This is a genomic window from Stenotrophomonas sp. YJH_SMC_94-11, assembly GCF_059370435.1.
Window position 1 is genome coordinate 219550 of sequence record NZ_JCAFTR010000001.1, and the last position, 12613, is coordinate 232162.

Genomic DNA, 12613 nt, shown 5'->3' on the forward strand with positions numbered 1-12613 from the left:
TGAGCACATGCCGAACCCATATGAATCCTTCATCGGCTTGTGCCGCAAGGGGCTTTGCCCGTTCATTCACGCGCGTACACACCAATGTAGCCGCCCACCAACGCGCGATTAACTCTTCGCTGCAGACGATGGCCCCGTCCACCGCATTCCGCGTGTGGCTTTGGAGATCGGACATGGCACAGCAGAACCAGAACCCGAACCAGAAGCAGCAGGGCCAGCAGAACCAGCAGGATCAGCAGCAGGGGCGTGGCCGCGACCAGCAGCAGCAACAGCAGCAGGAACAGCAGCAGCGCAACCAGCGCAACCAGCAACAGGGTGGGCAGGACGAGGAGGAGTGACTTCGGTACCCACTTCCTGTGATGCGCGAAGCCCCGCCCCGTGCGGGGCTTCGCTTATTCCAGCACGCCAATGCGTTGCAGCACCGGCGCTGCTGACATGTCGTTCGGATTGGTGCCCGGCTGATCCTGCGGCACCTCCATGCCCATGGCGCGGTAGAGATCGACCCAGTGCTGTGCGATCTGCCCGGTCTTCGGGTTGCGGAAGTTCATCGGCTGCAGTGCGAACACATGGTGCGCACGGAACGCACGTTCGATGAAATCCGAACAGTAGTAGCTGTCCTCATTCAACACATACGACGTGTTGTAGGGCTTGCCCAGCATCATGCGTGCGGTCGCGATCGCATCCTTGATGGCAGCCTGCTGCGATGCGCGCAGCCGATAGACCACGACCTGCCGCTGCTTGCCTCGGGCGTCCTCGCGGAACTGATCCAGCGTCTGCCGGCGCGAGCCTTTCTCATCCGCATGCAGTACCTCCCAGCCGTCTGGCGCCGCAGCGACCAGGGCCACGTGATCGAAGCTGGGTGCGCCCTGCTTGCCGGTGGCATCGTCGATGGCCGCGCTCAGGCCGGCATGGCCGGCGGTGACGAACAGCAGATCGCCTTCCCGGACCTCCAGCGCGGCCGCACCACCAGGCCACAGCGTTGGCAGCAGCAGGGAGAGGGCAAGCAGGAATGCGCGCATGGGGCCAGGGTCGAAGCGTGTGCGGCGTAGTCTAACGGCTGCTGCGATGACGTTGATTTCAGTATTAGTGTGATATTGGTCACAATTCGGCATGTCGGGATATTCCTGACAGCGGATGTTGAAACTGAATTGACCGAGGCATGGCTATCCTTGCCTCCCTACCGCGCCGGAACCGCGCGCGACCGCCCGGAATCAGGAGGATCCCGTGAACCAGCTCCGCCCCGTTGCCCTGCTTGCGCTTGCCCTGGGGCTTGCGCTGTCCGGCTGCAAGCCTGCGCCCCAGGCAGCCCCCGCTGACGCCGCCGCACCGGCTCCGACCAGCACGGCCACTGCCACGACGCCGGCCACGCCGGTTGCCGCGGCCCCGGCAGACGCTTCTGCCAGCTGCCCCCATCCGGTCTTCGACGACTTCCTCAAGCATTTCGGCAACGAGATCGCGCTGCAGGAAACGTCCACTGCCGATCCGCTGCTGGACAGCCACATCGACAGCGAAGCCGAGCCGGAGCCACGCAAGGTGGAGGAGAAGGTGCCGCTTGCCAAGGTCGAATGGCCGGTGATGCCGGACCCGGCCACGCTGCAGCGCCAGGGCCGCGAGATGCAGGTCACCCGCCTGCCCGATGGCCAGGTACAGGTGCAGATGCGCACTCCCGATACCAGCGACCAGCAGATCTACACCTTTGCCCAGAAGCCGTGCTGGCAACTGGTCAAGCGTGAGGACGAATCGATCTGACCCCTGAGCGACCGCCTGCGAGCGGTCGTGTGATTCACCCAAGGAGCCCCGCATGCGTCTGTCTCCCGTTGCCCCCGTACTGGCCCTGATGCTTGCTGCCTGCAGCGGCCCTGAGGCGGCTGCACCGGCGGCCCCTGCTTCCACTGACCCGGCAGCGACGCCGGCCGCACCTGCGGCTGCCGTTGCGGACCATTCCACCTCTCTTACGCGCGACGAGACCGGCATGCATATCGATTGCCAAGGCACCCGCCTGCACCTGGCGGCCCAGCCCACCCAAGACACGGACGCTTCCCGGCTGACCACGCTGGAAATTGAAAAGGACGGCGCACGCCAGGCCATTGCTGCGCCCAAGGAGATGGACGGCTATACCGCCGTTGGCCTGGCCTGCGTGCAGGACCGCAGCGGTACGCCGTACTTCGTCGTGCAGTACGGTGAACTGCCGTTCGGCTGCAGCTTCTGCGAGTGGTACTACCTGTACGACGCCAGTGGCCGCCAGTTGACCCACAGCACACCGCCGCTGCGCGGCGCGGAAGGCGAGGAGCAGGAGCCCAACAACGACGAGTACGAGAAGTTGATCGACTCGCTCGGCATCAAGCACCCGGAGGTGAACTACATCGAAGACTGAGCGCAGCGGCAGGACGTCGCACGCGCGCTGTGAACGCAGCACTGCAGTACCGCAGTACCAGAAGTACCAGAAGTACCAGGAGCAGTACCCCTTAAGGAAATTCCCTTTTTCATAGAATGGATAGCACAGACATGGCAGACATCTACCAGGACATGGTCCAGCCCCGCGGGGCGGCCTACAGCAGTGACCGCATCAAATCGTGGAGCCACTACCGCGAGCCGATCGACCAGAGCGACGGCCGCCTGCATGGCAACTCCCGTCGGTGGGGCGATGCGACCCCGGAAGTACAGTCACGGGTGATCGACACGATCATCGAGTCGGCGCGCGAGAAGGGCCTGACCCCACGCGAAACGGCGCACGTACTGGCCATCGCCCGCGTTGAATCGGGTTTCAACCCCGATGCCGCCGCTGGCACCACCTCGGCCTCGGGCCTGGGCCAGTTCATCGACAAGACCGGCAACCACTACCACCTCAACAACCGCAACCGCTTCGACGTCGGCGCACAGTCCGATGCACTGGTTGACCATTACATCGATAACCGCACGCTGGCGCACAAGCGCGGCCAGGGTGAGGAGTACATCTACAAGTACCATCACGACGGCCCGACCCGCGATTACGGCGGCCTCACCCTGTCTGAAAAGAAGGTGATGCCGTACGTGGACAAGTACGAGCGGTTCGTGGAGCAGCGCCTGGGACTGACCCACGGCCAGCCCCAGGGCAGCCACGCGGCCCCCGCCGTAGCTGCGGCCACGCACGCGCAGGCCAAGCCGGCAGCGGCGCATGCCGAAGCCCAGACCCGCAACTTCGAGCAGACGATGCAGGTGATGCTGCCCCCGCAGAACGGGGTCAAGCCGCACATTACCGGTGAGTTCGGCGAACACCGCGCGCACAAGCCGCACGGTGGCACCGACTTCAACTATGTCGGCGGCCAGCACGGCCGTAATCTGCAGCACCCGACCGTCAACGCGCCGATCTCCGGAACGGTGACGTTCGTCGGTGGCGACTACGGTACGGTGAAGATCAGGGATGCACAGGGCAACTCGCACGAGATCCTGCACCTGCAGTCGACCCAGGTGAAGGAAGGCCAGCCGATCAAGGCGGGCGAGCCGATCGGCACCATGGGCGGGCGTGGCCCGGGCGGTGCGGGTCAGTATGCCCAGCACGTGCATTACCAGTTGAAGGATCCGCACGGCAAGCTGCTCAGCCCGCAGGACTTCTGGGACCACGGCAAGCTGAAGGAAACCGGCAAGGGTGGCCATTCGCATGATGCCGACCACAACGGTGTGCTGCGCCAGGGGGCCAAGGGCGAGGAAGTGACTGCGCTGCAGAAGGAACTCAACCGCCTGGGCGTGCGCGACGGCCAAGGCAATCCGCTGAGCGAGGACGGCAAGTTCGGTGCCAATACCAGGGACGCACTGATCGCCTACCAGAAGCAGCACGGGCTCTCCGCCGACGGCGTGGCGGGTCCGGCGACGCTGGGCAAGCTGGCCGAAGGCCGCAGCCATGCCGAGGCGGCGCCGAAGGGGCCGCAGCTGGGCGACAAGGCGCATCCGGATACGCCGCTGCACAATGCGATCCGTGGCCACATGCCGGGCATGATCTCCAACGAGATGAGCGCGCATGTGACCGCCCAGGCCAAGGCCGCCGGCATCGATTCGCCGGAAAAGCTGCAGGGCGTCACCGTGCAGGATGGCAAGGCCTTCGTCGTGGGCACCGTTCCCGGCTTCCGTACTGCGGTGGACATGACCCAGGCGGCACCGAGCCTGCAGGAGACCAGCGCTGCAATGCTGGCCAAGCATGAGCCTTCGCAGCAACACGTGCAGGACGAGCAGCAGCGGGTGGCCATGGGCCGTTGACCGCTGCGTGTGAAGAAGTGTGTGGTAAAGGAGGCCGGCCGGGGTAATCCGGCCGGCTTTTCCGTTCATGGGGCAAGGACATACACGGATGCCGTTTCGCATGATGCGCAGCACCGCCATTGCAAGGCACGGCGTCCACATGAGCCGGGTGCTGCCGTGGCGCAACGCATGGCAGTGGGTAGGGCTGGCACTGCTGCTCTGCCTGCTGCCGCTGCCAGTGCTGGCGGCGGCCCCGATTCCGGCACTGGACGACCCGGTGGTGGACACCGCCAACGCGCTGTCCGCCAGCACCCGCGCCACGCTGCGCGAGCAGGCATTGCAGCTGCAGGCACGCAAAGGCGCGCAACTGCAGGTGCTGGTGGTGCCCAGTGTTGGCGATGACGGCATCGAAGCCTATGCACAGCGTGTCTTCGACCAGTGGCAGCTGGGCCGCGCCGGTGTCGATGACGGGGTGTTGCTGCTGGTGGCGGTGCAGGACAGGCGCGTACGCATCCAGACAGGCTATGGCCTGGAAGGCACCATTCCCGATGCCTATGCCGCGCGCATCATCGACAAGGCGATCGTGCCGCGCCTGCGCGAAGGAGACCTGGACCAGGGCATGCTGGACGGCAGCAGGGTGCTGGTGGCGCTGATCGATGGCGAGCCGCTGCCGCCCGAGCAGGATTCATCCGCACGCAACCTGTTGCCAGCGGATTGGCGTACAGGGGATTCGGTCGTTGCCCTGACCTTGCTGGTGGGGTTCCTGGCCGGTCTGTGGCGATCACCGCCGCGCCTGCTGGCCACCAGGACCGAGGCCGAGTTCAGCGGTAAGCGCCGTGAGCGGCGGCGCAAGGCACTGGCAGCCAATGCGGCAATGCCCAGGCCGAATTGGCCGACATTGCCTGCCTGGGGCAGACCGTTGCTGGTAACGGCAGTGATGGCCGCTGGGTTGGTTTCGGCGACGCTGCTGCTGCCGCGGCATGTGCTGCCTGCGCTGTTCTTCGTGCTGTTACCGGCCGTACCGGTGGCGGCGCTGCTGGGGTGGTGCTGGCGTCGCAGCCGTGGTCTGCGCATCGTGCTGTCCGGCATGTTGGCCGTCAGTATCGGTTTCTTCATGGTGATGCTGGTTCGTGGTCAGTTGCCGCCCAGCCTTGCCCTGCACACGTTGCTGAACCTGGCGGTCGCCATTGCCGCCATGCTGGTGTTCTTCCTGGTGCAGGCCGGCCGCGCGCGCTGGCGGAAGAACCGCAACAGCTTCGCCGTGCGCCTGGTGGTGCTGGTGCTGTTGACCGGCGGCTATGCGCTGGGCGCGCTGCTGGCCATCGACCAGGCCAGCGACGAGAACGCACGCGTGTTGGCGACGATCGTGTCCTGCGCAAGCACGCTGTTCCTGTACTTCATCTGGGTGTTCACCCTGTTGCCCGGCGAAAAAGCACGCAGCGGACAAAGGTCGTCCCAACGCTACCGTTCCTCGTCCAGCACCTCGTCGTCGAGTTCGTCCTCGAGCAGTTCCGGCGGCTGGTCCGGTGGCGGTGGTCGCAGCGGCGGTGGCGGCGCTTCGGGCAGCTGGTAGCTCAGGCCGCCCACACCCGCCAGCCCAGCGCCGCATCGCGCAGTTCGCCGCTGCCGCTCACATCACCCACCTGCAGCTGCACGCCCTGCGCATTGGGCAGGTCTTTCTGCTCGGGGAACCAACGACGGTCGGCGGCGACGATGATCAGCAGGCCCTCGTCGTCGCCCACCGGTGCGAACTGCGGCGAAGGCGGGCTGATCGGCTGCAGGCCGAAGCGCTGGCTGGACTGTTCGCGCACCGCATCGACATCGTGGCTGGGCAGGCCAACCTCGCTCAGGCAGGTCAGCTCGCTGCCATGGAAAGCGCCTGCGCGCGTGCTGACTGGCAGACGGCGCCGGCCGATCAACTCGAGGATCAGGCCATCGGGACCGGTGAAGTACACCGACTGCGACTGCCAGCTGCTCTCCAGCGCAAAGTAATCCAGGCCCTCAGGATTACGTTGCAGCGGGGTACGTTCGCGCAACCAGGCCATCGCCTCGCTGAAGCGGTTGTCCGGTACGTTGAAGGCCAGGTGCACGCCACCGACGGGGTGATCACCCGCCGCCTGCAGTTCGATCGTGCTCCAGCCGATGTGCACATGGTTGCCGACCACGCGCTGCTGCAGCACATCGTGGAAATACGCGGCGACGGTGGCGACGTCGGACACCGGCAGGGTGAGGTGAAGCAGGCGCATGACCGATTCTCCATGGACGCGCTCACTGTAACGCTGGGGCCTGCCCGGCGGCCACTAGCGCAGTGAATGGTTGAAGAATCGTATTGCTGCGTCCACTGCCTGGGCGTGGGTCTGCGCCTTCGGCACCGACGTCCTGCACAGGTCCTGCAGCCGCCGCTGTCCGGTCGGGGTGCATGCGGCGAGGAAATCGTAATGGCCGACACCGGGCAGCGCCTGCAGTGCAGCGCCCGCAATCACCGCACGCGCAGCCTCGCCATTGGTCTGCGGTGGCGCAACCGTGTCAGCCTCGCCCAGTACGATCGACACGGGCTGTTCCAGCGAGGAGAGCTGCTCGGGCGCAAAGGCCTGCACGATTGCCGGTGCCAGCAGGAACACCGCGCGCACGCCGGGAATGGCGCGCGCGTCGTTGGCGTGGGACATCCACGGCGACAGCTCGGGCGACGCCGCAGCGGCAACACGCGCCTCCATCGTGTGCGTGGCCGCTTCCTGCTGGGGCCGGCAGACGCCGTCATCCGGATGCGCCGTGCAGAAGGCCAGCAGTCGCTGCAGGTCCGGTCGCGCACCGGCCGCCACCAGTGCGGTGTAGCCGCCGGCCGAGAATCCGGCGACCCCCAGGCGCTCGGGATCGACATGGGGGCCCAGCACCGGATCGGCCTGCACAGCCGCCAGTGCGGCACGCAGGTCATCGGCGCGCAGCCAAGTCAGCACGCTGCCGGGCAGGGTCATGCTGTCAACGCCGTTGTTGCCCGGATGATCAACTGCGATCACCAGATAGCCTGCCCGCGCCAACGCGGTGCCCAGCCAGCCCATCATGCGCGCGCTGCCGCCGTTGCCATGGGAGAGCAGCAAGGTCGGCAGGCGATCACCCGCGACCGGCGCATCCTTGGACGACCGGCCGACCTCGAACAGCGGCGCGTCGGGTGGACCGATGGTCAGCACGGTCTCCCGGCTGCCTGCAGGTGCCGGATACCAGACCGTGTAGCGCAAGGCGTCGCGGCGCTCTGCGTCGCGCACGGCCGCGCTGGCCAGCGTCGTTGTGCCGTGGCGCTCGCCGGCCACCCCGCTTTCGCGAGCGGCGCCGGTGCTTGTGAACGCCATCAGCATCGCTCCCAGCACAGCAGCGGTCATGCGCATCTTCAACTCCTTGTCAGTGGGGACGGTCGTCGACGGGCAGCCAGATTTCCACGCCGCCCTGGCCGGTGTGCTCGTCGAACCGGGCGTCGTAGCGCTCCAGATCCGGCGCATCGGCGAGGCTCAGGTTGGAAGCAGGAAGATAATGATCCAGCAACCAGAACCAGGTCGAGCGGATGGCCGAGATGTGCCCGCTGTGCCAGGCCACCAGGTAGCGGCGCGCCGGGATGTCCACGCGTTGCCAGTGCGCAGGCACGCTCGGCACCGTGCTTGCCGGCAGTGCCGCGATGTAATCGAAGCCACCCTTGTCATCACTGTTGCAGCACACGCCGAAGCTGATCGGCGCCGGCATCGGCCATTCGCGGTTGAGCTGCGCCCACTGGCCGGGAATCGCGCCGCCACTGCCGCGGGTATGCCGCACGCCGATGCCGGCCACCTGGAACGCGGGCGTCTCGAGCAGGCGGGGGGCTTCAATGCAGGCGGACGGGGCCTCGTCCATGCGGATCGCCTGCACCAGCGCCAGCCCATCGGTGCCCTGTTCGCGTACGCGCTCCGGCGTCTGTCCGAACTGTTCGCTGAAGGCACGCGTGAAGGCGGCATGGGTGGTATAGCCGGCACCCAGCGCCACCTGCAGGATGTCGCCGGCGCCGTTGGCCAACTGCTGCGCGGCAGCGGTCAGGCGGCGCCCGCGCAGGTAGCGCACCACCGAGGTGCCGGTGCGGGCCTGGAACAGGCGCGACAGATGGAATGGCGACAGGCCCGCCGCAGCGGCAATGTCGGCCAGCGCCAGTGGCTGGTCCGCGTGGGTTTCGATGTACCACAACGCCTTGCCTGTCGCGCTCATCCTGCCGTTCCTCGAATCCAATGCTGGGCACAGTAGCGGATCGGCAGGCGCGGCGTTTAGCAGTTCTTGCGCCTGTGCGGACTCAAGCTGTCGCACTGACGTCATGCCTCCTTCACACATCGCGCCGAGACTGCGCGCCTTGTCCAGGCCTGTTGTGTGTGCACAGGTGCTGGCCCTGTCGCGTCCTCCCGGAGCCCTGCCGTGCATCGTTCGAAGCTTTCGCGTTCCATCCTCCTTGCCCTTTGCATGGCCAGCGCAGGAGGCGCGATTGCAGCGGAGGCCGATGCGGTCGATGCCGCCGGCGGCAGCCGCGCCGTGCCCACCCAGCTCGACGCGATGCTGGTCACCGGTACCCGCGCGTCCAACCGCACCCAGTTCGAAACGCTGGCGCCGGTGGATGTGTTCAGCAAGGAAGACATCAGGTCCGTCGAATCCACCGACCTGAAGGACGTGCTGGCGCAGCTGGTGCCATCATTCGTGGTGCAGCGCCTGCCGATGGCGGACGGCCAGGTGTTCGTGCGTCCGGCCACCCTGCGTGGCCTGTCGCCGGACCAGACCCTGGTGCTGGTCAACGGGCGCCGCTTCCATCGCAGCGCGCTGCTCGGCAACCGCGGTGCGCAGGCGGCAGATCTGGCACAGATTCCCACCAGTGCGATCAAGCGCATCGAGGTGCTGCGTGATGGCGCGTCGGCGCAGTACGGCTCGGACGCCATCGCCGGTGTCATCAACATCATCCTCGAGGATGGCCCGGGTAGCGAGATCACCGCCGGCTATTCGCAGTACGCGCAGGGTGACGGTGCCTCGGGCGATTTCAGTGCGCGCACCGGCTGGTCGCTGGGCGACTATGGCAGCCTGGTGCTGTTCGCCGAATCGTCCAACTCCGACGCTACCTCGCGCACGCGCCAGCGCCCGGACGCGATCGCCTTCCAGGCTGCACATCCGGAACTGGACGTGCCCAATCCGGTGCAGCGCTGGGGCCAGCCGGAACTGGAAAGCCGCCGCGTCGGCTTCAACGTGAAGGCCAATGCCAGCGAGACGCTGGAGTTCTATGCCTTCGGCTTGTACAGCCACAGCGATGGCGTCAGTGATTTCAACTGGCGCAATCCGGACACTACCACCGGTGCGTACCGCACCACCGCCATCTTCCCGGGCTGGAACCTGCGCTCGCTGTATCCGGTCGGCTTCAGCCCGCAGTACGGCAACGTCCAGAACGACCTGCAGCTGGTCGGTGGCCTGCGCGGCGAGATCACGCCCAAGCTGCGCTGGGATGTCAGCGCCTCGTATGGCCGCAACGCCATCGACTACAGCTTGAAGACCTCGATCAATGCCTCGCTCGGCCCGGCCAGCCCGACCGCGTTCGATCTTGGCCGACTGACCCAGACCGAGAAGAACGCCAACGCAGACTTCAACTACGAGTGGGACGTGGCCGCGCTGTCCCAGCCGGTCAACGTCGCCTTCGGTGGCGAGTTCCGCCAGGAGACCTACCAGGTGCGTGCCGGCGACCCGGCCTCGTACGCGGTGGGTCCGGGCGCGGCTGCAGGCCTGGAGGCCAATTCCAATGGCGCGCCCGGCTTCTCGGCCAGCCAGGCCGGGCAGTGGAGCCAGCGCAGCAAGGCCGCCTACGTGGACATGGAAGTACCGCTGGGCGAGCGCTGGAGCATCGGTGCAGCCGGCCGCTACGAGGACTTCTCCAGCTTCGGCAGCACGCTGGACGGCAAGCTCTCGGCGCGCTTCGCGATCACCCCGGACGTAGCCCTGCGCGGTACCGTGTCCAGCGGCTTCCGTGCGCCGACGCCGGCGCAGCTCAATACCACCAGCACCACCCAGGGGTTGGATACGCGCACGCTGCAGATCTTCACCAGTGGCCGTCTGTCGCCGAACGATCCGCTGGCGCAGCTGCTCGGCGCCAGGCCGCTGAAGCCGGAACAATCGCGTACCGCGTCGCTGGGCCTGGCCTGGCGCACCGACCTGGGCCTGTCCGGCTCGGTGGATGTCTACCAGATCAAGCTCAGCGACCGCTTCAGCCAGTCGGCCAGTTTCGCCATTCCGGCCGGTACGCCCAATCCGCTGGGCTATACCTCGGTGAACTATTTCACCAACGACTTCGATACCACCACTACCGGCGTGGACGTGGTCGGCAACTACCTGCGCGATCTCGGCGCCGGCCGCATGACGCTGACCCTGGCCTACAACTACAACCGCATCCGCGTGGACAACGGCAGCACCTCGGTGGCCACCAACGAGACCCAGCGCGTGCTGTTCGAGGATCGCCTGCCCGAGCACAAGGGCAGCCTGACCGGAAGCTGGGACATCGGCGCCTGGTCGCTGATGGCACGCATGCGCTACTACGGCGCCTGGACCGATTCCAGCGGCAATGCAGTGGGCGATATCTACCAGCGCTTCGGCGCGATGAGCTTCCTCGACCTGGCCGTCGGCTATCGCATCAACGAACATCACAGCCTGCGTGTGGGGGCCGACAACGTATTCGACCGCTATCCGGACGAAGCCACCTTCCAGGCCAGTCGCGGCCTGGTCTACTCGCGCAACGCGCCGTACGACACCGACGGCGCCAACCTGTACGCACAGTACCGGCTGAGCTTCTGATGGACCCGGCCCGCCGCTCCCTGTTGCGTGCCGGCACCTTGCTGCCGGCCGCAGCCGCACTTTCTTCACTGCCGGCCATGGCTGCCACGCGTTACGCTGCGTCCATGCAGATTCCCGCAACGACCGTGGCGCCGGACGTGCTGGCCCGCGATGAAAACTACTGGGCCGCCGTGGCCAGCCACTTCGATGTCACCGACGAAGTGAACCATCTGGAGAACGGCTACTGGGGCGCGATGGGCCGCGAGACGCTGGCCAGCTACCAGCGCCACACCGCGGAAGTGAACCGAGGCAATGCCTGGTATGGCCGCCGTGAGTTCCCGGCGCAGTACATGGCGGTGCAGCGGCAGGTGGCCGAACTGCTGGGCGTGGGCGCCGACGAGATCGCACTGACCCGCGGTGCCACCGAGGCGATGCTGGCGCTGATCGGCGGCTACAACCGCCTGCAGCCCGGCGACCAGGTGCTGTACGCCGATATCGACTACGACAGCATGATCGGCGCGATGCGCTGGCTGCAGCAGCGTCGCGGCGTGCAGGCCGAGCGCATCGCGCTGCCGGCAGTGCCCGACCATGCGCAGATCCTGCAGGCCTACGAGGCCACGTTCGCGCGGCTGCCTCGCCTGAAACTGGTGCTGCTGACCCAGGTCAGCCATCGCCATGGACTGGTGCTGCCGGTGGCCGAAATCGCCGAACGTGCGCGCGCACGCGGCATCGACGTGATCGTTGATGCTGCACACGGGTTTGGCCAGATCGACTACGCAGTGCCGCAGCTCAAGGCCGATTTCGTTGGCATCAACCTGCACAAGTGGATCGGTGCGCCGGTCGGCGTCGGCGCGATGTATGTGCGCAAGGGCCGCGTTGCGGACCTGGACCCGTACATGGGCGAGACCGACGATGGCCGCGTGGGCAGCCGTGTGCACACCGGCACGGTCAACTTCGCCGCTTACCTGGCGCTGCCGGAAGCGATCGCGCTGCACCAGCGCATCGGCGCGGCCAACAAGCAGGCGCGCCTGCGCTACCTGCGCGAGCGCTGGACCGTCCCGGCGCGGCAGATGGCGCATATCGAAGTGCTGTCGTCGCCTGATCCGGCGCTGGCCAGCGCATTGGCCAGCTTCCGCCTGCGCGGGCGCACCAGCGTGGCTGACAACATCGCGCTTCAGAAGCGCCTGCTGGACGAGCATCGCGTGTTCACCACGCATCGTGACGGGTTGGACTCCGGCGCCTGCGTGCGGGTGACGCCGTCGGTGTTCACCCGGCCGGCGCAGATGGATGCGCTGGTACAGGCCCTCGCGGCCCTGTCCTGACCCCGCTTTGGTGGGTGCCAACCTTGGTTGGCACATTCCCACCGTGCCGGGGAATCTTCCGCCGGGCAGCGGCCGGCACTACCGATCCTCCTCCAGCCTGGTGGGTGCCGACCGTTGGTCGGCACATCACCCTGCTTTGGTGGGTGCCAACCTTGGTTGGCACATTCCAACCGTGCCGGGGAATCTTTCGCCGGCCGGCGGCCGGCACTCGGTCTGGTGGGCGCCGACCGTTGGTCGGCACATCCTGTCCACGCATGGCGTGGATCTACGATTCGCCG

The 12613-nt window shown here is 66.8% G+C and carries 11 protein-coding genes; 7 read left to right on the forward strand and 4 right to left on the reverse strand.

The features are described from left to right. Window positions 1-173: 173 nt before the first annotated feature. Window positions 174-338 (forward strand): hypothetical protein, encoded by a 165-nt coding sequence (locus AC5P74_RS00950; protein WP_005414774.1) that lies wholly within the window; start codon window positions 174-176, stop codon window positions 336-338. 54 nt (window positions 339-392) lie between these two features. On the opposite strand, the gene AC5P74_RS00955 is transcribed toward AC5P74_RS00950, so the two are convergent. Continuing rightward, entirely contained in the window at window positions 393-1019 is a 627-nt protein-coding gene (locus AC5P74_RS00955) for a YiiX/YebB-like N1pC/P60 family cysteine hydrolase (RefSeq protein ID WP_053497353.1), read from the reverse strand. 205 nt (window positions 1020-1224) lie between these two features. On the opposite strand from AC5P74_RS00955, the gene AC5P74_RS00960 reads away from it, so the two are divergent. From AC5P74_RS00960 to AC5P74_RS00975, 4 genes are all read left to right on the forward strand, one after another. Then, entirely contained in the window at window positions 1225-1749 is a 525-nt protein-coding gene (locus tag AC5P74_RS00960; protein WP_053497355.1) for a hypothetical protein, read from the forward strand. Between the two features lie 52 nt (window positions 1750-1801). Continuing rightward, window positions 1802-2374: a hypothetical protein gene (locus tag AC5P74_RS00965; RefSeq protein ID WP_227836791.1), complete on the forward strand. Its 573-nt coding sequence runs from the start codon at window positions 1802-1804 to the stop codon at window positions 2372-2374. Between the two features lie 131 nt (window positions 2375-2505). Continuing rightward, window positions 2506-4230, forward strand: coding sequence for a peptidoglycan-binding protein (locus tag AC5P74_RS00970; RefSeq protein WP_053497357.1), 1725 nt, complete (start codon window positions 2506-2508; stop codon window positions 4228-4230). A gap of 139 nt (window positions 4231-4369) precedes the next feature. After that, window positions 4370-5782: a TPM domain-containing protein gene (locus AC5P74_RS00975; RefSeq protein WP_346607428.1), complete on the forward strand. Its 1413-nt coding sequence runs from the start codon at window positions 4370-4372 to the stop codon at window positions 5780-5782. Between the two features lies 1 nt (window position 5783). Here the strand turns inward: AC5P74_RS00975 and AC5P74_RS00980 are convergent, their stop codons facing one another. The 3 genes from AC5P74_RS00980 to AC5P74_RS00990 are packed head-to-tail and all read right to left on the reverse strand — an operon-like array spanning window position 5784 to window position 8430. After that, a complete protein-coding gene (locus tag AC5P74_RS00980; RefSeq protein WP_053497358.1) occupies window positions 5784-6455 on the reverse strand; it encodes a VOC family protein in 672 nt (223 codons plus the stop codon). A gap of 54 nt (window positions 6456-6509) precedes the next feature. Continuing rightward, complete coding sequence (locus AC5P74_RS00985; protein WP_053497360.1) at window positions 6510-7589, reverse strand: alpha/beta hydrolase family protein; 1080 nt, start codon at window positions 7587-7589, stop codon at window positions 6510-6512. A 13-nt stretch (window positions 7590-7602) separates the two neighbouring features. Then, the gene (locus tag AC5P74_RS00990) at window positions 7603-8430 is read right to left on the reverse strand and encodes an AraC family transcriptional regulator (protein ID WP_346607416.1); all 828 of its coding nucleotides are present in this window, start codon (window positions 8428-8430) and stop codon (window positions 7603-7605) included. Between the two features lie 201 nt (window positions 8431-8631). Here AC5P74_RS00990 and AC5P74_RS00995 point away from each other — a divergent pair, with 201 nt between their 5' ends. Both AC5P74_RS00995 and AC5P74_RS01000 read left to right on the forward strand, forming a co-directional pair. After that, the gene (locus tag AC5P74_RS00995; protein ID WP_346607415.1) at window positions 8632-11034 is read left to right on the forward strand and encodes a TonB-dependent receptor plug domain-containing protein; all 2403 of its coding nucleotides are present in this window, start codon (window positions 8632-8634) and stop codon (window positions 11032-11034) included. Then, complete coding sequence (locus AC5P74_RS01000; RefSeq protein WP_346607414.1) at window positions 11034-12335, forward strand: aminotransferase class V-fold PLP-dependent enzyme; 1302 nt, start codon at window positions 11034-11036, stop codon at window positions 12333-12335. The genes AC5P74_RS00995 and AC5P74_RS01000 overlap by 1 nt, the downstream gene beginning before the upstream one ends. Window positions 12336-12613 lie beyond the last annotated feature (278 nt).

Bases quoted from the DNA above. Each gene is read 5' to 3' on its own strand.
- AC5P74_RS00950 (WP_005414774.1), top strand. From the start codon at position 174: ATGGCACAGCAGAACCAGAACCCGAACCAGAAGCAGCAGGGCCAGCAG.
- AC5P74_RS00955 (WP_053497353.1), bottom strand. From the start codon at position 1,019: ATGCGCGCATTCCTGCTTGCCCTCTCCCTGCTGCTGCCAACGCTGTGG.
- AC5P74_RS00965 (WP_227836791.1), top strand. From the start codon at position 1,802: ATGCGTCTGTCTCCCGTTGCCCCCGTACTGGCCCTGATGCTTGCTGCC.
- AC5P74_RS00970 (WP_053497357.1), top strand. From the start codon at position 2,506: ATGGCAGACATCTACCAGGACATGGTCCAGCCCCGCGGGGCGGCCTAC.
- AC5P74_RS00975 (WP_346607428.1), top strand. From the start codon at position 4,370: ATGAGCCGGGTGCTGCCGTGGCGCAACGCATGGCAGTGGGTAGGGCTG.
- AC5P74_RS00980 (WP_053497358.1), bottom strand. From the start codon at position 6,455: ATGCGCCTGCTTCACCTCACCCTGCCGGTGTCCGACGTCGCCACCGTC.
- AC5P74_RS00985 (WP_053497360.1), bottom strand. From the start codon at position 7,589: ATGCGCATGACCGCTGCTGTGCTGGGAGCGATGCTGATGGCGTTCACA.
- AC5P74_RS00990 (WP_346607416.1), bottom strand. From the start codon at position 8,430: ATGAGCGCGACAGGCAAGGCGTTGTGGTACATCGAAACCCACGCGGAC.
- AC5P74_RS01000 (WP_346607414.1), top strand. From the start codon at position 11,034: ATGGACCCGGCCCGCCGCTCCCTGTTGCGTGCCGGCACCTTGCTGCCG.